Consider the following 20,399-nt stretch of genomic DNA (forward strand, 5'->3'; position numbering starts at 1 on the left):
CCGGCACCCACCCCGATCCGCCAGGGACGACCGGCGGCCCGCCTCGCGCAGGAGGAAGAAGTTGCTGTCCGCCTTTCTCAGTGCGTTCCGTACGCCTGACCTGCGCAAGAAGATTCTCTTCACGGTCGGCATCGTTGCGATCTACCGGCTCGGCGCCACGGTGCCCAGCCCAGGTGTCTCGTACGGCAACGTGCAGAAGTGCCTGGAGGCCATCGAGGGCTCCACGGGCGTACTGAACCTGCTCGACCTCTTCTCCGGCGGCGCGCTGCTGCAGCTGTCGATCTTCGCGCTGGGCATCATGCCCTACATCACCGCGTCGATCATCCTGCAGCTGCTGACGGTGGTCATTCCCCGGCTGGAGCAGCTCCGCAAGGAGGGCCAGGCCGGCCAGGCGAAGATCACCCAGTACACCCGCTACCTCACCCTGGGCCTGGGTGTGCTGCAGGCGTCGGCGTTCGTGGCGCTGGCCCGTTCCGGGCAGCTCTTCAACAACCAGTGCAACGAGGAGATCATCCCGACCGGCACCGGCATCCCGGACTGGCTCACGCTGTCCATCCTGGTGATGACGATGACCGCCGGTACCGGTGTGGTCATGTGGCTCGGTGAGCTGATCACCGACCGTGGCGTCGGCAACGGCATGTCGGTCCTGATCTTCACCTCGATCGCCGCCCGGCTGCCCAGCGAGGGCTGGCGGATCAAGGAGAGCCAGGGCTGGGCGAAGTTCCTGCTCGTCATCGCCCTGGTGCTGGTGGTCATCACCGCGGTCACCTTCATCGAGCAGTCGCAGCGTCGCATCCCGGTGCAGTACGCCAAGCGCATGATCGGTCGGCGGATGTACGGCGGCACCTCCACCTACATCCCGCTGAAGGTCAACCAGGCTGGTGTGATCCCGGTCATCTTCGGTTCGTCGCTGCTCTACCTGCCCCAGTTGGCGCTGCAGTTCTTCGACCAGAACGACCCGGGCAGGACCCAGGCGTGGATCCAGAACAACCTGGTCGATCCGACCAGCCCGATCTACATCGTGGTCTACTTCCTGCTGATCATCTTCTTCACGTACTTCTACGTCTCGATCACGTTCAACCCGACCGAGGTCGCGGACAACATGAAGAAGTACGGCGGCTTCGTGCCGGGTATCCGCCCCGGTAAGCCGACCGCCGACTACCTGGACTTCATTCTCAGCCGCATCACCCTGCCGGGCGCGCTGTACCTCGCGACCGTCTCGATCCTGCCGAACTTCTTCTTCATCTGGCTGGACCGGCAGCAGTACCTCAACTTCCCGTTCGGTGGTACCGCTGTGCTGATCATGGTCGGTGTGGCTCTGGAGACGAGCAAGCAGATCGAGAGCCAGCTGATGCAGCGGAACTACGAAGGGTTCCTGCGGTAGATGAGACTGGTTCTGGTTGGCCCGCCGGGTGCGGGCAAGGGCACACAGGCAGAGTTCATCGCCGCGCATCTGTCCGTGCCGAAGATCTCGACCGGCGACATCTTCCGGGCCAACGTGTCGCAGGGCACTCCGCTCGGCGTCGAGGCCAAGCGCTACATGGATGCCGGCAAGCTCGTGCCGGACGAGGTCACCATCAACATGGTGCGGGACCGGCTCGCCGAGCCCGACGCCGCCGAGGGCTTCCTGCTCGACGGGTTCCCGCGTACCACCCCGCAGGCCGCCGCGTTGGACAAGCTCCTCGCGGACCTCGGGACCGCGCTGGACATCGTGCTCGAACTGGTCGTCGACGACGACGAGGTGATCCGTCGGCTCTCCGGCCGGCGGACCTGCCGGGGCTGCGGCAAGATCTGGCACGTCGAGTTCGACCCGACCACCCGGGAGAGCATCTGCGACCGCTGCGGCGCGGAGCTGTTCCAGCGCGACGACGACAAGCCGGAGACCATCGCCGCGCGGCTGCGGGAGTACGCCGAGAAGACCGCGCCGCTGGTGGACTACTACGGCGCACAGGGCAAGCTGGTCGGCATCGACGCCACCGGTCCCGTGGAGGACGTCACGGTCCGCGGCATCGACGCCCTCCGGTCGTACGGGGGCTGAGGTCGGCGCGGTCCACAGCCGGATAGAGTGCGAACAGCGGGGTACGCCGGACGTACCCCCGCTGTTTCGGCAACGAAAGGTAGCGCCTCCATGCGTCGTCCCCAGCTGGACATCCAGCTGAAGACTCCCGAGCAGATCGAAAAGATGCGTGCCGCCGGCCTCGTGGTCGCGGAGGCGCTACGCCGAATGCGGGAGGCGGTGGCCCCCGGGGTGAGCACCGCCGACCTGGACGCGATCGCCGAGGCGACCATGCGTGAGGCGGGAGCGGTCCCGTCGTTCAAGGGCTACCACGGGTTCCCGGCGTCGATCTGCTCCTCGGTCAACGAGCAGATCGTGCACGCGATCCCGTCGCCGAAGCAGGTCCTCGGCGAGGGCGACCTCATCTCGATCGACTGCGGGGCGGTGCTCGACGGGTGGCACGGCGACGCGGCGATCACGGTCGGCGTGGGTGAGGTCGATCCGGCGCTGTCGCGCATGGCCGAGGTCGCCGAGGACGCGATGTGGGCCGGGATCGCCGCGGCCGCGCGTGGTGCCGCCAGCGGCAAGGGCCGGCTGACGGACATCTCCCACGCGGTGGAGAACGCGGTGCGCAAGGCGGGGCGGTACGGCATCGTCGACGGCTACGGCGGCCACGGCATCGGCACCGAGATGCACCAGGATCCGCACGTGCTCAACCACGGGCGGCCGGGCAAGGGGCCGCGTCTGGTGCCGGGGCTGGCGCTCGCCATCGAGCCAATGATCACCATGGGTTCGCCGCGTACGGCGGAACTCGCCGACGGCTGGACGGTCGTGACCCGGGACGGCTCGCGGGCCGCGCACGTCGAGCACACCATGGCCCTGTTGCCCGACGGGGTGTGGGTGCTGACCGCCCACGACGGCGGTCGCGCCCGCCTCGGTGACCTGGTCACCGCCCGCCAGCCGAGCAACTCGCCAGCTTAGGGCCTGTGGCGCAGCGCTGACCTGGTGCTCCGGATGGCGCTCCGGGATCCTGCGGTGGGCCCGGGAGCTGGATGCCAGGGCGGCCCGGCAGGTGGAGGATGCCGGGTTGGCGGCTCGGTGGCATGCTTGCCGGCATGGACGGGCGCGAAGGCATGAGAGCGGGGGATTCCGACCGGCAGGCCGTTGCCGACCGGCTCCGGGCCGCTCTGGACGAGGGCCGGCTCGACCTGCACGAGTACGACGAGCGGTTGCAGCGGGCCTTCGCCGCCCGTACCTACGCCGAGCTGGACGCCTTGGTCAGTGACCTGCCGGGGCCCGCCGGGGTGGCTCCAGCGGTGCCGGCGCCCAGGGGTGTCGGGACGGAGGTCCCGGTACCGGTCGGCGCCGGGCGCGGGGTGACCGTCCGCTGGCTGGCCGAGGTCTGGGAACCCTGGCTCAAGGTGGTCGGAATCGTAGTGGCGATCTGGGCGGTCACCTCGCTGGCCACCGGTGAGGCGCTCTACTTCTGGCCAGGTTGGGTGGCGGGACCGTGGGGCGCGGTGGTGCTGGTGCGTACCGTCACCGGGCTGGCCACCGGTGAGCCCCAGAGGTGGGCGGTCGAGCGGGACCGCCGTCGGCAGCGGCGGGCGGAGAAGCGGGCCCTCAAGCGCGAGCGCAAGGCCCTCGACCGGCAGCAACCCGGTACCGTCGAGGCGCACGGCGACGGAACGCCCGCAGTTGAGCCGGAGCGGCGTCCCGACGGGGCTGTATAAGCCGAACATCCCATTTGTTCGACCGGGCCGGGCCCAGGTGGCCGGTCGGTTTGGCGACGGCATGCAGGCGGGCGTACACTTTCTGATCGGCGCGCAGCGTCCACTCCGCCATGCCCACCAGCGCTTCGGTGGGACGCGGAGCCGCGGCTGGCGCGGGAAGCCTGATCTTGGTCAAGCACCCGTGTAAGACGTTGTGGGCCGTCCGGAGTAACCGACGTCAGGACAGCGGAGGACATGCCGAAAAAAGACGGAGCCATCGAGATCGAAGGTCGGGTCATCGAGCCCCTGCCGAACGCCATGTTCCGGGTGGAGCTCGCCAACGGCCACAAGGTGCTGGCTCACATCAGCGGCAAGATGCGGCAGCACTACATCCGCATCCTGCCGGAGGACCGGGTCGTCGTCGAGCTCTCGCCGTACGACCTGACTCGCGGGCGCATCGTCTACCGCTACAAGTAAGCCTGACGGCGGCCGGGAACGTCCCGTGTCCGTCTTCGACGTCCGGTGTCGCGCCTCGTGACGCCGGGCCAGATGGGAAGTAAGGCAACCGTGAAGGTCAAGCCGAGCGTCAAGAGGATCTGCAACAAGTGCCGGGTTATCCGCCGGCACGGCCGGGTCATGGTCATCTGCACCGACCCGCGCCACAAGCAGCGCCAGGGCTGAACCAGCCCACACATCACACACATGCTCGTCCCAGCCGCGAGCGGTGCGCAGCGCGTACTTCATCGTGGTTGACCCCCGGTCGGAGGCCGGGGCCCGCTCGGGCAGCGGCCGATCCCGGTCGCCGGCGCACAGGCGCCGGAAAGACGGGAAGGTCGGTGGCGGGGTGGGACGGGTCCAGACCTCCGGTAGAAACCACAAGGAGTACGCCCGCACATGGCACGTCTAGTCGGCGTGGATCTCCCCCGCGAGAAGCGGCTGGAGATCGCGCTCACCTACATCTTCGGCGTGGGTCGCACCCGCGCCCTGGAGACGCTCGCCGCCACCGGCATTTCGCCGGACAAGCGCGCCCGGGACCTCACGGACGAGGAGCTGGTCCAGCTCCGCGACCACATCGAGGCCAACTACAAGGTTGAAGGTGACCTGCGCCGCGAGGTCGCCGCTGACATCCGCCGCAAGGTCGAGATCGGCTGCTACGCCGGCATCCGGCACCGCCGGGGCCTGCCGGTCCGTGGCCAGCGGACGCGGACCAACGCCCGCACCCGCAAGGGCCCGAAGCGGACCGTCGCCGGCAAGAAGAAGCCCGGCAAGAAGTAATTCTTTAACCGGAATTCTGGTCGTTCTCCGTCGACGTAGGCCGGACTCCAACCGGAACCGGTGTCTACGAAATCAACGGGGCGAGAAGCCAGAACCCATTCAGGAGCGCACAGACTTATGCCACCGAAGGCTCGTGCCGGAGCCGCTGTCAAGAAGGTCCGGCGCAAGGAACGCAAGAACGTCGCCCACGGGCAGGCGCACATCAAGAGCACCTTCAACAACACCATCGTGTCCATCACGGACCCGACCGGTGCCGTCATCTCCTGGGCCTCCGCGGGCCAGGTCGGCTTCAAGGGCTCCCGCAAGTCCACGCCCTTCGCCGCGCAGCTGGCCGCCGAGGCCGCCGCGCGTCGGGCCATGGAGCACGGCATGCGCAAGGTCGACGTGTTCGTCAAGGGTCCCGGCTCCGGCCGGGAGACCGCCATCCGTTCGTTGCAGGCGGTGGGCCTGGAGGTCGGTCAGATCTCCGACGTCACCCCGCAGCCGCACAACGGGTGCCGTCCGCCGAAGCGTCGCCGGGTCTGAGAGGTTAGAGAGAGATGGCTCGTTACACCGGTGCTGACTGCCGCCGTTGCCGGCGGGAGAAGATGAAGCTGTTCCTCAAGGGCAGCAAGTGCGATGGCCCGAAGTGCCCGTTCGAGTCCCGGCCGTTCCCGCCCGGGCAGCACGGCCGCGGCCGCACGAAGGAGACGGAGTACCTGCTCCAGCTCCGTGAGAAGCAGAAGGCCCGCCGGGTGTACGGCGTGCTGGAGAAGCAGTTCCGCGGTTACTACGAGGAGGCCGTGGCCAAGCAGGCCAAGACCGGTGAGGTCCTCCTGCAGATCCTCGAGTCGCGGCTGGACAACGTGGTCTACCGGGCCGGCTACGCCAAGTCCCGGGACATGGCCCGTCAGCTGGTCAAGCACGGTCACTTCACGGTGAACGGCAAGAAGGTCGACATCCCGTCGTACCGCGTCAAGGAGCACGACATCATCGAGGTCCGGGGCAAGAGCAAGGAGCTCACCCCGTTCATCGTGGCTCAGGCCGAGGCCGGCTCCAAGACCGTTCCGGCGTGGCTGGAGGCTATCCCCAGCCAGATGAAGATCCTGGTGCACTCGCTCCCGGCCCGACAGGTGATCGACACCCAGGTCCAGGAGCAGCTGATCGTCGAGCTCTACTCCAAGTAAGGGCTCGTTGCGGTGGCCCGCCCCCTGCGGGGCGGGCCACCGGAACAGGTTGTGTCGTGGGCGTCATATGGCGGGCGCCCCGGAAGAGAAGAGAAGACATGCTCATCAGCCAGCGACCGACCCTCTCCGAGGAGTCGATCAACGAGACCCGGTCCCGGTTCACCATCGAGCCGCTGGAGCCGGGCTTCGGCTACACCCTGGGCAACTCGCTGCGGCGTACGCTGCTGTCGTCGATCCCGGGCGCGGCGGTCACCTCGATCAAGATCGACGGTGTGCTGCACGAGTTCACCACGATCCCCGGCGTCAAGGAGGACGTGGTCGAGCTCGTCATGAACATCAAGGAGCTCTGCGTGAGCTCCGAGCACGACGAGCCGGTCAGCATGTACCTGCGCAAGCAGGGCCCGGGCGACGTGACCGCCGGTGACATCCAGCCGCCGGCCGGTGTCTCGGTGCACAACCCGGACCTGAAGTTGGCCACCCTCAACGGCAAGGGCCGGCTCGACATGGAGCTGACCGTCGAGCGGGGTCGTGGTTACGTCACGGCGGCGCAGAACAAGCAGGCGGGCGCGGAGATCGGCCGGATCCCGGTCGACTCGATCTACTCCCCGGTGCTCAAGGTGACCTACCGCGTCGAGGCGACCCGCGTCGAGCAGCGGACGGACTTCGACCGGCTGATCATCGACGTCGAGACCAAGCCGTCGATGGGGCCGCGTACCGCGCTGGCCTCGGCCGGCTCGACCCTGGTGGAGCTGTTCGGCCTGGCGCGTGAGCTGGACGAGACCGCCGAGGGCATCGACATCGGCCCGTCTCCGCAGGACGCGCAGCTGGCGGCGGACCTGGCCCTGCCGATCGAGGAGCTGGACCTGACCGTCCGCTCCTACAACTGCCTCAAGCGCGAGGGCATCAACTCCGTTGGTGAGCTCATCGGGCGTACCGAGGCCGACCTCCTCGACATCCGCAACTTCGGTCAGAAGTCGATCGACGAGGTCAAGATGAAGCTCGCCGGGATGGGTCTCGGGCTGAAGGACTCGGCTCCGAACTTCGACCCGGCGCACGTCGTGGACGCCTTCGGCGAGGCCGACTACGACACCGACGACTACCGCGAGACCGAGCAGCTCTAGTCCGCGCTGCCGCCACACCTGAGGAGCACCAAGCATGCCCACGCCCACCAAGGGCCCCCGCCTCGGCGGCAGCCCCGCGCACGAGCGGCTGATGCTGGCCAACCTGGCCACCGCGCTGTTCCAGCACGGCAAGATCCAGACCACCGAGACCAAGGCCCGGCGGCTGCGTCCGCTCGCCGAGCAGCTGATCACCAAGGCCAAGCGGGGCGACCTCGCGTCGCGTCGGCGCGTGCTGACCGTGGTCAAGGACAAGGACGTGGTCTACGCCCTGTTCGACCAGATCGCGCCGCGGTACGCCAACCGCAACGGCGGCTACACCCGGATCGTCAAGACGGGTCCGCGCAAGGGTGACGCCGCGCCGATGGCGATCATCGAGCTGGTCGAGGAGCTTCAGGTCGCCGAGCCGAAGCCGAACAAGAAGACCGCTGGCCGCAAGGCCGCCCAGCAGGACAAGGTCGAGGCGCTGGCCCCGGCCGAGGATGCCCCCGAGTCGCGCCCGGCCGACCAGGACGCCGAGCCGCCGGTGTCGGCTTCCGGTGACACCGCCGCTGCCCGCGAGGACAGCGACCTGGCCACCGAGGAAGGCAAGGCCTGATCCAGGCCGTCGTCGGGCCCGGTATCCCCACGGGGGTGCCGGGCCCGACTCGTGGAGGAGGTGGCACGTGGACGAGCGGACCCGCTTGCGGCTGGACGTCGCGTACGACGGGACGGCCTTCTCCGGCTGGGCCGCCCAGCCGGAGCGGCGGACGGTCGCGGGGGTGCTGGTCGAGACGCTGGATCTGGTGCTCGGTGCCGGAACCGCGACCGGGCTCACCGTGGCCGGGCGCACCGACGCGGGGGTGCACGCCACCGGGCAGGTCTGTCACCTGGACCTGCCCACCGGCGTCTGGCGGGCGCACGAGGAGCGGCTGCTGCGCCGGCTGGCCCGCCTGCTGCCGACCGACGTGCGGGTCCGGGCGATGCGCGAGGTGCCGGCCACCTTCGACGCCCGCTTCTCGGCCACCTTCCGTCGCTACGAGTACCGGGTGACCGATGCGGCGTGGGGTGCCGACCCGTTGCGTCGGCACGAGATCCTGGCGTGGCCGCGCGCACTCGACCTCGACCGGCTCGCCGCCGCGGCGGCCGGGCTGGTGGGGGAGCACGACTTCGCCGCGTACTGCCGGCGCAAGGAGAACGCCACCACGCTGCGGGAGATGACCAGGCTGGACTGGCGGCGCGACGCCGACGGCACGCTGGTCGCCACCGTGCAGGCCGACGCGTTCTGCCAGGCGATGGTCCGCAGTCTGGTCGGCGCCATGCTGGTCGCCGGGGATGGACGCCGGCCGGTGGAGTGGCCGGCCGGCCTGCTCACCCGCCGGGAACGGGCCAGCGAGGTGACCGTGGCGCCCGCGCACGGGCTGACCCTGGTGGCCGTCGGGTACCCGGACGACCCCGCCGAGTACGCGCGCCGGGCCGAGGCGACCCGGCGGCTGCGGGTGCCCGCCGACAGTTAGTGCGGTGGCCGGGAACGTTGCTGGCACGTTCCCGGCCACCGCATTCGGGCGGCGTTCAGTCCTCGGTGGACTCGTCCTGGCTGCCGGTGCCGTCGGAGGGCCGCTCGGTCGGCTGGTTCGCCGTCCCGCCCTCGGCCCGCCGCTCCAGCACGCCCTGGTTCAGGTGCTGTTCGAGCATGTCGAAGAGGATCTCGCGGACGCCGGTGTCGCCCGACCGGATGGTGGCGCCGTCGGCGCGGGCGACCACCGCGTAGGCGATGTAGTGGCCGCGTACCTGCCAGCCGACCCGGGCGGGAGCGGTGGCGACGACCTCGGTGCCGTCTCCGGCCGGCATGCCGCGGAAGCGGCCCTGCCGTTCGTCGAGCAACTGCCGGATGCGGTCCCGGGCCCGCTCGGCGCTGGACCGGTCGGTGAGGTTGAACAGTCCCGTGGTGACCAGGTGGTCGCCGTCCGGCGCGCGGAGGGTGGCCCGGACGACCTGGTTGCAGCCGAGTCGTACCAGCAGGTCGGCGACCTCCCCGGTGGCGGCCACCGCGCAACTGGCGCTGGACTGGGTGCGGAGCACCTCGTAGCCGCCCTCGCCGTCACCGACGGTGAGGGTACTGGCGGGGAAGACCTCGCGGGCGGTGAGCGGTGCCTGGTCCGTGTCCCGGGAGTCGAGGTCGCTGGCCTCGGCGGGCGTGGTGCCGCGGGTGGTGTCCGGGGCCGCGCTGGGCGCGGCCTCCTGGCCGATCAGCGTCCGATTGTCCAGCAGGGTGGCGGCGGTGAGACCACAGAGGGCGAGCAGCACCAGCGCCGCGGCACCACCGACCAGCACCTGCCACGCACGACCGCCACCGCGGCGGGGCGGCGGTGCGATCGTCGTCGTGTCCGGCTCTGGTGGTGCCGCCGCCACACCCGCCTGGTCCTCCGGCGCGGCCGGTGCCGGCTCGTACCGGGGTGCCGGCTCCTGCGGCGCGTCGGGGAACGTCCCGCGCGGCGGCGCCGAGGATGGCAGCATGATCTGGTTCGGACGGGCCAGCGACGGGGTGGGGAAACGCGACGGGGACGGTCCGGCCGGTGGCGGCGGGCCTGACCGGGCCGGCCCACCCTCGGGCTCGTCGTCCCGGTACGGGACGTATGCGTCCTCATCGGAGTCGTACCGATACACCATGTTGTCCAGAGTAGGGATGTTTATCCCTTTCGTAGGTATTTTGTGGAAACGCGCTGGACGGACGTGTCGGACCCGCCACGACTCCCGGGGTTCGGAGCCGCATGCCGCTCGGTGCGAGAATGGCCCGCGTGACCGGGGAGCACTACTTCACCGCCGAGCCGAACGCGCCCGCCCGGGCGCGGGAGGTGCAGTTCACCGTCGCCGGGCGCGACTACACCCTGACCTCGGCGTCCGGAGTCTTCTCGGCCAGCCGCCTCGACCCCGGTACCGCCGTGTTGCTGCGCAAGGCCGAACCGCCGGACCCCGCCACCACCGGCGCCCTGCTCGACCTCGGCTGCGGCTTCGGCCCGATCACCTGCGTGCTCGCCACCGTCGCGCCGGCCGCGACGACCTGGGCGGTGGACGTCAACGAGCGGGCCCGGGACCTGACGGCCGAGAACGCCGCCCAGCTCGGCCTCTCCGGTCGGGTGCGGGTGACGGCACCCGAGGGGGTACCGACCGATCTCCGCTTCGCGCAGATCTGGTCCAACCCGCCGATCCGGATCGGCAAGGACGAACTGCACCGGATGCTGTCGCACTGGTTGCCCAGACTCGCTCCGGACGGGGTGGCCTGGCTCGTGGTGGCCCGTCACCTCGGCGGCGACTCGTTGCAGCGTTGGCTGGTCGACCAGGGATGGCAGGTCGGCCGGCACGCCAGCCAGAAGGGGTTCCGGGTGTTGCGCGTCACCCGCTGACCGGGTAATCGGTTGGCCCGCCGGGGCGGCTCAGGCAGGATGCCCGCGTGGGATACGTGGACGTGGCGGCGGTCGGGCATGTCCTGCCGGACGGGCGGGAACTCTTCGCCGACGTGTCGTTCCGGGTGGGCGAGAGTGCGAAGGTGGCGCTGGTCGGGCCCAACGGCGCGGGCAAGACGACGCTGCTGCGGATGGTCGCCGGTGACCTGCCGGTGCGTACCGGCGCGATCGCGCGTACCGGCGGGCTGGGTGTCATGCGTCAGTTCATCGGCATGATCGGTGACGAGTCGACCCTGGCCGACCTGGCCCTGTCGCTCGCCCCGCCGTCCCTGCGTGACGCCGGTCGTCGGCTGGTCGAGACCGAGGCGGCCATGCGGGAGGCCGAGCTGCGCGGCAAGTTCAGCACCGCCGCCGGCAAGGCCCAGCTGGCGTACGCCGATGCGTTGGCCGCCTGGGGCGAGACCGGCGGGTACGACGCCGAGGTGCTCTTCGACACGGTCGCCACCATCGTCCTGGACCTGCCCTGGGACAGCGCGCGGCACCGCCCGGTGCGGACCCTCTCCGGCGGGCAGCAGAAGCGCTTCGCCCTGGAACTGCTGCTGCGCGGCCCCGACGAGGTGCTGCTGCTCGACGAGCCGGACAACTTCCTCGACGTGCCGGGCAAACGCTGGCTGGAGGCGCGGCTGCGGGAGTCGGCCAAGTCGGTGCTCTACGTCTCGCACGACCGGGAGCTGCTGGCGCACACCGCCGACCGGGTGGTCGCGGTGGAGGGCGGCAGCGCCTGGGTGCACCCGGGCGGCTTCGCCAGCTGGCACGCGGCGCGGGTGGCCCGCCACGCCCGACTCGACGAGCAGCGCAAACGGTGGGACGAGGAGCATCAGAAGCTGCGCGAGCTGATGCTGATGTACAAGCAGAAGGCCGCGTACAACGATGGGATGGCCTCGCGCTATCAGGCGGCGCAGACCCGGTTGCGCAAGTTCGAGGAGGCCGGGCCGCCGCCCGTACCGCCGAAGGAGCAGGACATCCGGATGCGGCTGGCCGGCGGGCGGACCGGCAAGCGGGCGCTGGTCTGCGAGCAGCTGGAGCTGGACGGCCTGACCTATCCGTTCGACCTGGAGCTGTGGTACGGCGACCGGCTCGCGGTGCTCGGCGCCAACGGCACCGGCAAGTCCCACTTCCTGCGCCTCCTGGCCCGGGGCGGTACGGATCCGGACCCGGCGAACGGTCCGGTCGACTCGGCGGCCGAGCTGGCGCCGGTGGCGCACGACGGGGTGGCGCGGCTCGGCGCGCGGGTGCGGCCCGGTCACTTCTCCCAGACCCACGACCGGCCGGAGCTGATGGCGCGGACGCTCGTCGAGATTCTGTGGCGCGGCGACGAGCACCGGGCCGGCATGGACCGGCACACGGCCATGGCCGCGCTCAGCCGGTACGAGCTGGCCGGACAGGGCGACCAGCGATTCGGCACCCTCTCCGGCGGGCAGCAGGCCCGTTTCCTGGTGCTGCTGCTGGAACTCTCCGGGGCGACCATGCTGCTGCTCGACGAGCCCACCGACAACCTCGACCTGGCCTCGGCCGAGGCGCTGGAGGCCGGGCTCACCGCGTTCGCCGGCACGGTGGTGGCGGTCACCCACGACCGGTGGTTCACCCGGACCTTCGACCGGTTCCTGCTGTTCCGCGGCGACGGCGAGGTGGTGGAGACCGACGAGCCGGTCTGGGACGTCGGTTGATAGGCGAGGAGTTGGTCGGCCGGCTCTGCACGGTCGGTGGAGTGGTCGCGGTCTCGCTCGGCGGCAGCCGGGCCCGTGGCGCGCACCGCCCGGACTCCGACTGGGACCTGGGCCTCTACTACCGTCCCCCGTTGGACGTGGCCGAGCTGCGCGCCGTGGCCGCCTCGGTCGCCGATGGCGAGGTGGAACTGACCGCACCGGGCGGCTGGGGGCCATGGGTCGACGGTGGCGGTTGGCTGCGGATCGGGGGAGCGGCGGTGGACTGGATCTACCGCGACCTCGACCGGGTGCACGCGGTCTGGGCCGACTGCCGCGCCGGCCGTTACACGGTCGGGGTGCAGGCCGGACATCCGCTCGGCTTCTACTCGCACGCGTACGCGGGGGAGGTGGCGCTCGGCCGACTGCTCGGCGACCCGACCGGGGAACTGGCCGCGCTGCGCACGGCGACGCTGGCGTATCCGCCCGCGTTGGGTAGGGCGCTGGTGGACGGGGGATGGGAGGCCGGGTTCCTGCTCGACGCGGCGGCCAAGGGCGCGGCCTGCGGTGATGCCGGTTACGTCGCGGGCTGCCTGTTCCGGACGGTCGGGGTACTGGTGCACGCGTTGCACGGTCGGGACCGACGGTGGCTGGTCAACGAGAAGGGCATGATCACCGCAGCCGGCGGACTGCCCGGTGCCCCGCCGGATTTCGCGGCCCGGGCGCAGGCCCTGCTCGGCGCGGTGGGACGCACCCGGGAAGAACAGGCCCGAACCTTGGTCGACGCGCGGCTGCTGGTCGCCGAGGTTCTCGGTTGACCGGTGGCGGGCGGCCGGTGAGGTCGCCCGGCTCCTGACCACGCGGCATATGGTTGATCTCGTGACTGAGATGACCTATCGCCGGCTGGGCGACTCCGGGCTCGTGGTGTCCGTCGTGGGGATCGGCTGCAACAACTTCGGCCGCAAGCTCGACCTCGACGGCACCCGCGCGGTGGTCGAGGCGGCCCTCGACGTCGGAATCAACTTCTTCGACACCGCCGACATCTACGGCGAGCCACACGGCGCGTCGGAGGCGCAGCTCGGCGCGGCCCTCAAGGGCCGCCGGGACGACGTGGTGGTGGCGACCAAGTTCGGCATGTCGATGGGTGGCGGCAACGGCCGGGACTTCGGGGTACGCGGCTCGCGGCGGTACGTGATCCGGGCGGTCGAGGCGTCGTTGCGTCGGCTGGACACCGACTACATCGACCTGTACCAGTTCCACGAGCCGGACCCGGGCACCCCGATCGACGAGACCCTGTCCGCCCTCGACGACCTGGTCCGCGACGGCAAGGTGCGGTACCTGGGCAACTCCAACTTCGCGGGCTGGCAGATCGCCGACGCCGACTGGACGGCGAAGACCCGGGGACTCACCCGGTTCGTCAGCGCACAGAACCACTACAGCCTGCTCAACCGGGACGCCGAGATCGAGGTGCTACCGGCGTGTGACCGGTTCGGGCTGGGCATGCTGCCGTTCTTCCCACTGGCGAACGGGCTGCTCACCGGCAAGTACAAGCGTGGCGAGGCGCCGCCCGAGGGCAGCCGCCTGGCCGGCGGCGGACGGTACGCCCAGCGCCTCGCCGCCGCCGACTGGGACACCATCGAGGGCATCGAGGCCTACGCCGCCGAGCGCGGGGTGCCGATGCTGCACGTGGCGATCGGCGGGCTGGCCGCCCAGCCGGCGGTCACCTCGGTGATCGCCGGCGCGACCTCGCCGGAGCAGGTACGCGCCAACGCCGAGGCGGGCACCTGGCAGCCCACCGAGGCCGACCTCAAGGCCCTCCGCACGGTCCTCGACCGCTAACCACCCGCCCCGCCCCCTCCGGTTGATCATGAGTTGGCGGCGGTCCCGATCTCTCCGACCGCCGCCAACTCATGATCAACTTTCTGTGGTGGTGAGGAGCTGGGCCCCGCCCGGGGGTGGCGGGCGGGGCCCTGGGCCTACAGCTTGCGGTTGGGGGCTAGGCGGGTGGGGTCGCCGTTGAGGCGGCCGGTGCCGGCGACGGACTCACCGTCGTTGGCGCGTACGCCCGCCTTGCTGGCCGTGCCACCGAGCCGGACGATCATGGCGTCGGCGTCGCGGACCAGCACGTCGCGGATCTCCGCCTCACCAACCAGCGTGGCGTCACCGGCCAGCGTCCGGAACGCGGTGAGCTGGTTGATCGCCCGGGTGTCGTTGCCGGCGGCCTCCGCCGTACGGGCGTTGGAGAGCCGGTTCGACAACTGGTTGTGTGCCTTCGTCGTGAGCCGACCCGTGGCCTTGAACCGGTCCAGCAGGTTCTGCATGTCCCGGAACGAGGTGGTGACGAAGAACCGGACGTTGGCGGAGGTGGCGTTGCCCGCCTTGTCGGTCGCGGTCACCGTCAACTCGTGCAGGCCCAGCGGCAGCTCGTACATCGCCTGGAGAGTGCCGCTGGCGTACGGCCGGCCGTCCAGCGTGCCGACCACGGCGGCGATGCCCGAGGTCGGGTCGACCGCCTGCCAGGACACCCGGACGTCCTGGCTGTCACCGTAGAGCTGGCCGTCGGCGATGCCGGAGACCAGCAGGGTGGGCTTCGTGCCGTCGATCCGCACCACCGCCGACTTGAGCGTCTCGGCGTTGCCCGCCTTGTCGGTGGCCCGGTAGAGCAGCTCGTGGTCACCGTCGCCACTGATTTCGACCGGCTCGGTGTACGGCGTCCAGTCGCCACCGTCCAGCGACCACTCCAGCAGCTTCACCCCCGAGCCGGCGTCGGTGGAGGTGAGCACCACCGGGATGGTGCCGTTGTGCCAGCCCTCGTCGTTCGCCGGGGCGAACGCCGCGGTACTGACCGGCGCGGTGGCGTCGATGCGGACGGTGACCGTCTTCGTCGCCTCCACGTTGCCGGCCTCGTCGACCGAACGGAACCGCAGCTCGTGCTCGCCGTCACCGGAAACCTGCACCGGCGCGGTGTAGGTGGCCCAGGCGGTGGCGTCGTCGAGCTGGTACTCGGTGCGGGCCACTCCGCTGCCGCCATCGGGGTCGGTGGCGGACAACGCGACGGTCACCGGCCCGGTGTGCCAACCCTCGACCGGGGTGCCGGACACCTCCGCGGTGGTCACCGGTGCGGTGGTGTCCCCGGTCGCGGGGGTGGAGAACCGGAAGTACTCGAACGATGCCGGCTTCGACGCGGTCTGGTTACCGCCGAGGGTGAACAGGCCCACCTTCGGCGTTGCGCCGATCGCCGCGTTGGTCAGCGCGGTCAACGGCGTCCAGGTCTCGCCGTCGGCCGAGTACGACCCGGTGAAGGTGTCACCGTTGCGGGCCAGCCGCAGGTACCACTCCGCCGAGGTCAGGTTCTCCGCACCGGGCTGCGGATCCTGAATCGTCCCGCCGATCTCGCTGCGGAGCTCGATCCGCCGCGACACCGGCTGACCGGCCTGGTTGTCCACCACGAAGTCGAACTTCAGGTAGTTGTCGTCGTCGGCGTACACCATCAGGCCGGCCTGCTGGTACTGCTCGTCGAGCAGGCGGCCGTCGATCTTCGTCTCCATCGTCCAGTCGCCCTCGGGTGCGTTCTGGAAGATGAAGTTCGTCGGCCCGGTGTTGTTGGTGCCGTAGATGTCACCGTTCGGCACATCGATGTGCAGCGAGCCACCGCTGACCCGGTATGCGGCCGGGTCCTCCCGGAGGATCGCGTTCCACCGGCACTTGTCCAGCGAGATGCCGGTGAACTCGTCGGACGGGTCGACCGGGCCGGCCGGCTCGTCCGGGATCACCTGGAACCAGTCGAACGCGGCCTCCACCACCGGCGCGTCGGTGCCGCCGTTGAGCGCGAACAGGCCGATCCGTGGGTTCTCGATGCCGGCCAGCGCGGCGGACCGGCCGACCGGGGTGAAGGTCAGCCCGTCGGCCGACATCGCGGCGGTCAGGCTGGTGCCATCGCTGCTCACCCGCAGGTAGACGGTGTCGCCCGCCGGTGCGTCGGTGCTGTCGGCACCCTCGTTGCGCGGGGTGCCGGCGGTCTCCCGGAGGAACTCCACCCGCCGGCTGCCGTTGAAGAGCAGGTCCAGCTTGGCGTAGTTGTCGTCGTCGCCGTAGACCATCAGGCCGGCCTGCTGGTAGTTGGCGGTCACCGGCAGGGTGACCTTCGTGGTCGCCTGCCAGGCTCCCGACGGAGCCGGCTGGAGCACCAGGTTGGTGGCGTCGTTACGGCTGCCGTAGAGGTCACCGACCCCGGTGGGAAGTCGCAGCGCGCCGTCGGAGACGGACAGGAGCTGGTTCTCCCGCACCACGCTGGTCCACCGGTCGCGGCTGAGCGTATCGCCGTCGAAGTTGTCCGAACGTGCCCCGAGGCACGACGTGTTCGGCGAGTCGACCCGGACCGGCACGGTCGCGTACGACCGGGCGCCCCGGCTGTCGGTCACCGTCAGGGTGGCGGTGAAGTTGCCGGGTGCGGTGTAGGTGTGCTCCGCCTGGAGCGTGTCCGCCGTGCCGCCGTCACCGAAGTCCCACGCGTACGTCAGCGGGGTGTCGCCCTCCGGGTCGGTGGCCGTACCGCCGAAGGCGATGGTGACCGGCGCGACGCCGGTGGCCGGCGTGGCGGTGGCGGTGACCCTCGGCGGCGCGTTGTCGGTGACGCCCTTGCCGACGAAGTCCGCCCAGTTGACGTTGAACAGCGATCCCGCGCCACCGGCCGGATCCCGGGCCACGAAGAACAGCGAACCGCTCGCCGGGCCGGTCACCGGTGCGGTGACGTCGGTGTACGTCTGCCAGGCGCCGGTGTTCGGCACCGTGGCGGTGGCGACCAGCGGGCCGTCGACCGCGCCCGCCCGGACCTCGATCACACCGCCGTTGGCCGCCGAGGCGACCCGGAAGCGGATCTCGTCGATCCCGGTCAGGTCGGCCGGGGCCACCGACCACCAGTCGCCGTCCTCGATGAAGGCGATGTTCTGGCCACCGCCGGCGGTGTCACTGCTGGTCTCGCGCTGCACCCCGGGGTCACCGCCGCCGGTGCTGTCCGGCGCCCGACCGGTCGCGCTGTAGTACTCGGCCTGCTTGCGCTTGGGCTGGAGGATCTCGATCGCCCGGCCGGTCAGCGGGCTGGCCCCGCCGGATCCGCCCTGGTCGGTGTAGGTGGCCTCAAGGACGGTGAAGACGTTCGCCTCGGCACCGTGCCCGGCGGCGAGCTGGGTCTGCACCGTGCCGGTGCAGCCGGTGTGCTGCTCCAGCGGGTGGGCGTGCTCGTCGTGACCGAGCAGCACCTGGAGCTGGACGTCGGCGCAATCGATCTCGCCGTCCTCCGGGTCGGTCACCTTGATCGTGTACTTGACCTGGTCACCCCAGTCGAAGAAGCCGCCGTCCGGGGGAAACTCGATCTCCACGGTCGGTGCGGTGTTGCCCACCGTGATCGGCACGTTCGCCACCGCCGTACGCCCCTTCGGGTTGGTGACGGTGAGCTGGGCGGTGTAGTTGCCAGCTTCGGCGTACGTGTGCGTCGGGTTGGCCTCGGTGGAGGTGCCGCCGTCGCCGAACGTCCAGGCGTAGGTCAGGGTGCCGCCGTCGGGGTCGCGGGACCCGGCGCTGGAGAAGGCCACGGTCAACGGTGCCGGCCCGGAGGTCGGGTTGGCGGCGGCCACCGCGATCGGGGCCCGGTCACCGGCGATGTAGTCGATCCGGTAGACGCCGGAGTTGTCGTTGTTGCCGCCGAAACCGCTACCCCACTCGATCAGGTACATCGCGCCGTCCGGACCGAACTCGAAGTCCATCGGGCGGATGAAGTTCATCCCGGCGAGCAGCTGGTTGATGTCGACCAGTTCCTTGCCGTCCCCGGTCACCTGCATCGTGTACATCTTCGACTGGTTCCACTCGCCGAAGAGCGCCTTGCCGTCGTAGTAGGCCGGCCACTTGCGGTCCGAGTCGAGGTCGGCGTCGTAGCGGTAGACCGGCCCGCCCATCGGCGCACCACCGCCACCGATTTCCGGGTATCGGGGGTCGCCGGCGTAGCCGTAGTCGACGGTGGCCGGGATGGCCGGCGGGAGGTTGGTCAGGCCGGTGTTGTTGGGTGAGTTGTTCACCACCGCGGCGCAGTCGAACTTCGGCCCGCTCGGGCCGGAGGGGAACTGGTAGTCGTTGTACGCCTCGTTGCTGCCCTGGCAGTACGGCCAGCCGTAGTTGCCCGGCTCGGCGACGATGTTCCACTCCACCAGGCCCCGGGGACCCCGGTTCGGGTTGTCCGAGGCGGCGTCCGGGCCGTAGTCGGCGACGTAGAGGGTGTCGGTGGCCGGATCGATGCCCATCCGGAACGGGTTACGGAAGCCCATCGCGTAGATCTCGGGTCGGGTCTTCTCCGTACCCGGCGGGAAGAGGTTGCCCTCCGGGATGGTGTACGTCCCGTCGTCCTCCGGGTGGATCCGGATCACCTTGCCCCGCAGGTCGTTGGTGTTGCCGGAGGTGCGCTGCGCGTCGTAGTCGGCCCGTCCGGGCCGCTCGTCGATCGGGGTGTACGCGTCCGAGGAGAACGGGTTGGTGTTGTCCCCGGTGGCCAGGTAGAGGTTGCCGGCGGAGTCGAACGTCATGGTGCCGCCGGCGTGGCAGCAGGTGTTGCGCTGGGTGTCGACCCGCAGCACGACCTTCTCGGTCGCCGCGTCGATCGAGTCACCGCTGACGGTGAACCGGGAGAGCACGTTGCGGGCCACCCCGTCGTTGGGCGCGTAGTAGAGATACACCCATTTGTTGGTGGCGAAGTCGGGGTCGAGGCGGATGCCGATCAGGCCGTCCTCGTTGCCGGTGAAGACGTCTAGGTCGATGGCGGTGACCGTGCTCCCGGTGTCCGGCTTGACGATCTGTACCCGGCCGTCGCGCTCGATGTAGAAGACCCGGCCGTCCGGCGCGACGTCCAGCTCCATCGGGTTGCTGGTGTTGCTGTCCAGCGTCACCTTCTCGAAGCTGGCGGTCAGCGACGCCCCGCAGTCCGCGCCCTGGATCCCGGCCGCGGTGCGGATGCCGCCGAGCAGGTGGGCACGGAACTCCGGTTCGGCGTACGACTCGTGGGTGTGTCCGCCGCCGGTGTACCAGGCGCGGCCGCCGTCGTAGTCCTGGCACCAGGCGATCGGGTGGTCGTGCCCCATCGCGCCGGATCCGGGGGAGTAGCTGGTCTCATCGAGGGTGGCCAGTACGTGCACCGCGCCACGCGGGTTGGTGCGGTAGTTGTACCACTCGTCGAACCGGGACCAGCGCTCCGGCAGGTGGGCGGTGGACGGGTGGGCCGGGTCCTCCACCTTCACCGTGGCCTGCTGGTTGGCCGGGTGGCTGTTGAAGTAAGCCCCCACCAGTTGGCCGTACCAGGCCCAGCTGTACTCGGTGTCGGCGGCGGCGTGGATGCCGGCGTACCCGCCACCGGCCTGGATGTACCGCTCGAACGCCGCCTGCTGGTCGGCGTTCAGCACGTCGCCGGTGGTGGAGAGCCAGATGACGGCGCGGTACCGGGCGAGGTTGGCGTCGGTGAAGGCGCCGCCGTCCTCGGTGGTGTCGACGGTGAAGCCGTGCTCCGCGCCGAGTTGCTGGATGGCGGCGATGCCGGTGGGGATGGAGTCGTGGCGGAAGCCGGCGGTCTTGGAGAAGACCAGCACCGAGAAGGGCTCGGCGGCGGCCTCGGGGACCGCTGTGCGCTTGGCCTGCTGGACGGGGGTGCTCTGGGCGACAGCCTCGGCGCGCGGCGCGGCCTGCGCGGCAGGGACGCCGACGAGGCCGGTAGCGGCGAGGCCGAGGGCGAGCAATGTGGCGGTGATGGGTACGCGGGCACGGGGTGGTCGGGGCACTCCGGTCTCCTCTGTCGTTACTCGACGTTGGTCGCGGGGACGGCCCGCCGAAGACCGTCCCGAGTGGAGCCGGTTCGGACACCTTGCCGAAGGGTGCCGTTCCAGCATTTATGTCGAGTCGTTGAACAAATTAGTTCCGTTGAAACGATTCATGGCAAGGCTTCGATGGATAACGTTTCGGTAAATGAGGGTGACATTCCTGCACAGCCTGCCCAAACCGCCACCAGCGCCG

General features: G+C 70.3%; 18 protein-coding genes. 16 read left to right on the top strand and 2 right to left on the bottom strand.

Going from position 1 to position 20,399, the window contains the following annotated elements:
* Window positions 1–61 precede the first annotated feature (61 nt).
* The 12 genes from secY (at window position 62) to truA (ending at window position 8,763) form a co-directional block, all read left to right on the top strand.
* Window positions 62–1,384, top strand: coding sequence for a preprotein translocase subunit SecY (secY, locus tag SM447_RS11725; RefSeq protein WP_474572753.1), 1,323 nt, complete (start codon window positions 62–64; stop codon window positions 1,382–1,384).
* Window positions 1,385–2,038: an adenylate kinase gene (locus SM447_RS11730; protein ID WP_474572754.1), complete on the top strand. Its 654-nt coding sequence runs from the start codon at window positions 1,385–1,387 to the stop codon at window positions 2,036–2,038.
* A 90-nt stretch (window positions 2,039–2,128) separates the two neighbouring features.
* Window positions 2,129–2,977: a type I methionyl aminopeptidase gene (gene map, locus SM447_RS11735; RefSeq protein WP_474572755.1), complete on the top strand. Its 849-nt coding sequence runs from the start codon at window positions 2,129–2,131 to the stop codon at window positions 2,975–2,977.
* A gap of 134 nt (window positions 2,978–3,111) precedes the next feature.
* Entirely contained in the window at window positions 3,112–3,729 is a 618-nt protein-coding gene (locus SM447_RS11740; RefSeq protein ID WP_474572756.1) for a DUF1707 SHOCT-like domain-containing protein, read from the top strand.
* Between the two features lie 234 nt (window positions 3,730–3,963).
* Window positions 3,964–4,185 (top strand): translation initiation factor IF-1, encoded by a 222-nt coding sequence (infA, locus tag SM447_RS11745; protein ID WP_007073013.1) that lies wholly within the window; start codon window positions 3,964–3,966, stop codon window positions 4,183–4,185.
* A 90-nt stretch (window positions 4,186–4,275) separates the two neighbouring features.
* Entirely contained in the window at window positions 4,276–4,389 is a 114-nt protein-coding gene (gene rpmJ, locus SM447_RS11750; protein ID WP_012184307.1) for a 50S ribosomal protein L36, read from the top strand.
* 213 nt (window positions 4,390–4,602) lie between these two features.
* Entirely contained in the window at window positions 4,603–4,983 is a 381-nt protein-coding gene (rpsM, locus tag SM447_RS11755; RefSeq protein ID WP_117226239.1) for a 30S ribosomal protein S13, read from the top strand.
* Window positions 4,984–5,100: 117 nt separating this feature from the next.
* On the top strand, window positions 5,101–5,508 hold the full coding sequence (gene rpsK, locus SM447_RS11760; RefSeq protein WP_007073011.1) for a 30S ribosomal protein S11: 408 nt from the start codon (window positions 5,101–5,103) through the stop codon (window positions 5,506–5,508).
* 14 nt (window positions 5,509–5,522) lie between these two features.
* The gene (gene rpsD, locus SM447_RS11765; protein WP_474572757.1) at window positions 5,523–6,149 is read left to right on the top strand and encodes a 30S ribosomal protein S4; all 627 of its coding nucleotides are present in this window, start codon (window positions 5,523–5,525) and stop codon (window positions 6,147–6,149) included.
* A gap of 98 nt (window positions 6,150–6,247) precedes the next feature.
* On the top strand, window positions 6,248–7,270 hold the full coding sequence (locus SM447_RS11770; protein WP_013735931.1) for a DNA-directed RNA polymerase subunit alpha: 1,023 nt from the start codon (window positions 6,248–6,250) through the stop codon (window positions 7,268–7,270).
* Between the two features lie 34 nt (window positions 7,271–7,304).
* Window positions 7,305–7,865, top strand: a complete 561-nt coding sequence (gene rplQ, locus SM447_RS11775; protein ID WP_474572758.1) for a 50S ribosomal protein L17 — start codon at window positions 7,305–7,307, stop codon at window positions 7,863–7,865.
* Between the two features lie 67 nt (window positions 7,866–7,932).
* Entirely contained in the window at window positions 7,933–8,763 is an 831-nt protein-coding gene (gene truA / locus SM447_RS11780) for a tRNA pseudouridine(38-40) synthase TruA (RefSeq protein WP_474572759.1), read from the top strand.
* Window positions 8,764–8,818: 55 nt separating this feature from the next.
* Here the strand turns inward: truA and SM447_RS11785 are convergent, their stop codons facing one another.
* Window positions 8,819–9,916, bottom strand: a complete 1,098-nt coding sequence (locus SM447_RS11785; RefSeq protein ID WP_474572760.1) for a hypothetical protein — start codon at window positions 9,914–9,916, stop codon at window positions 8,819–8,821.
* Window positions 9,917–10,044: 128 nt separating this feature from the next.
* On the opposite strand from SM447_RS11785, the gene SM447_RS11790 reads away from it, so the two are divergent.
* The 4 genes from SM447_RS11790 (at window position 10,045) to SM447_RS11805 (ending at window position 14,192) form a co-directional block, all read left to right on the top strand.
* A complete protein-coding gene (locus SM447_RS11790; protein ID WP_474572761.1) occupies window positions 10,045–10,650 on the top strand; it encodes a class I SAM-dependent methyltransferase in 606 nt (201 codons plus the stop codon).
* A 47-nt stretch (window positions 10,651–10,697) separates the two neighbouring features.
* Window positions 10,698–12,377 (top strand): ABC-F family ATP-binding cassette domain-containing protein, encoded by a 1,680-nt coding sequence (locus SM447_RS11795; protein ID WP_474572762.1) that lies wholly within the window; start codon window positions 10,698–10,700, stop codon window positions 12,375–12,377.
* Window positions 12,374–13,171 carry a nucleotidyltransferase domain-containing protein gene (locus tag SM447_RS11800; protein ID WP_474572763.1) on the top strand — a complete coding sequence of 266 codons (798 nt, stop codon included), beginning with the start codon at window positions 12,374–12,376 and terminating at the stop codon, window positions 13,169–13,171. The genes SM447_RS11795 and SM447_RS11800 overlap by 4 nt, the downstream gene beginning before the upstream one ends.
* Window positions 13,172–13,241: 70 nt before the next feature.
* Window positions 13,242–14,192, top strand: coding sequence for an aldo/keto reductase (locus SM447_RS11805; RefSeq protein ID WP_474572825.1), 951 nt, complete (start codon window positions 13,242–13,244; stop codon window positions 14,190–14,192).
* A 137-nt stretch (window positions 14,193–14,329) separates the two neighbouring features.
* On the opposite strand, the gene SM447_RS11810 is transcribed toward SM447_RS11805, so the two are convergent.
* Window positions 14,330–20,167, bottom strand: a complete 5,838-nt coding sequence (locus SM447_RS11810; protein WP_474572764.1) for a ThuA domain-containing protein — start codon at window positions 20,165–20,167, stop codon at window positions 14,330–14,332.
* Between the last annotated feature and the right edge of the window lie 232 nt (window positions 20,168–20,399).

Source organism: Micromonospora aridisoli, from assembly GCF_056150025.1.

Excerpts from the sequence above, each read along its gene's own strand:
- SM447_RS11730 (WP_474572754.1), top strand. The coding sequence starts at position 1,385 with ATGAGACTGGTTCTGGTTGGCCCGCCGGGTGCGGGCAAGGGCACACAG.
- map (WP_474572755.1), top strand. The coding sequence starts at position 2,129 with ATGCGTCGTCCCCAGCTGGACATCCAGCTGAAGACTCCCGAGCAGATC.
- SM447_RS11740 (WP_474572756.1), top strand. The coding sequence starts at position 3,112 with ATGGACGGGCGCGAAGGCATGAGAGCGGGGGATTCCGACCGGCAGGCC.
- infA (WP_007073013.1), top strand. The coding sequence starts at position 3,964 with ATGCCGAAAAAAGACGGAGCCATCGAGATCGAAGGTCGGGTCATCGAG.
- rpsM (WP_117226239.1), top strand. The coding sequence starts at position 4,603 with ATGGCACGTCTAGTCGGCGTGGATCTCCCCCGCGAGAAGCGGCTGGAG.
- rpsK (WP_007073011.1), top strand. The coding sequence starts at position 5,101 with ATGCCACCGAAGGCTCGTGCCGGAGCCGCTGTCAAGAAGGTCCGGCGC.
- rpsD (WP_474572757.1), top strand. The coding sequence starts at position 5,523 with ATGGCTCGTTACACCGGTGCTGACTGCCGCCGTTGCCGGCGGGAGAAG.
- SM447_RS11770 (WP_013735931.1), top strand. The coding sequence starts at position 6,248 with ATGCTCATCAGCCAGCGACCGACCCTCTCCGAGGAGTCGATCAACGAG.
- rplQ (WP_474572758.1), top strand. The coding sequence starts at position 7,305 with ATGCCCACGCCCACCAAGGGCCCCCGCCTCGGCGGCAGCCCCGCGCAC.
- SM447_RS11785 (WP_474572760.1), bottom strand. The coding sequence starts at position 9,916 with ATGGTGTATCGGTACGACTCCGATGAGGACGCATACGTCCCGTACCGG.
- SM447_RS11805 (WP_474572825.1), top strand. The coding sequence starts at position 13,242 with ATGACCTATCGCCGGCTGGGCGACTCCGGGCTCGTGGTGTCCGTCGTG.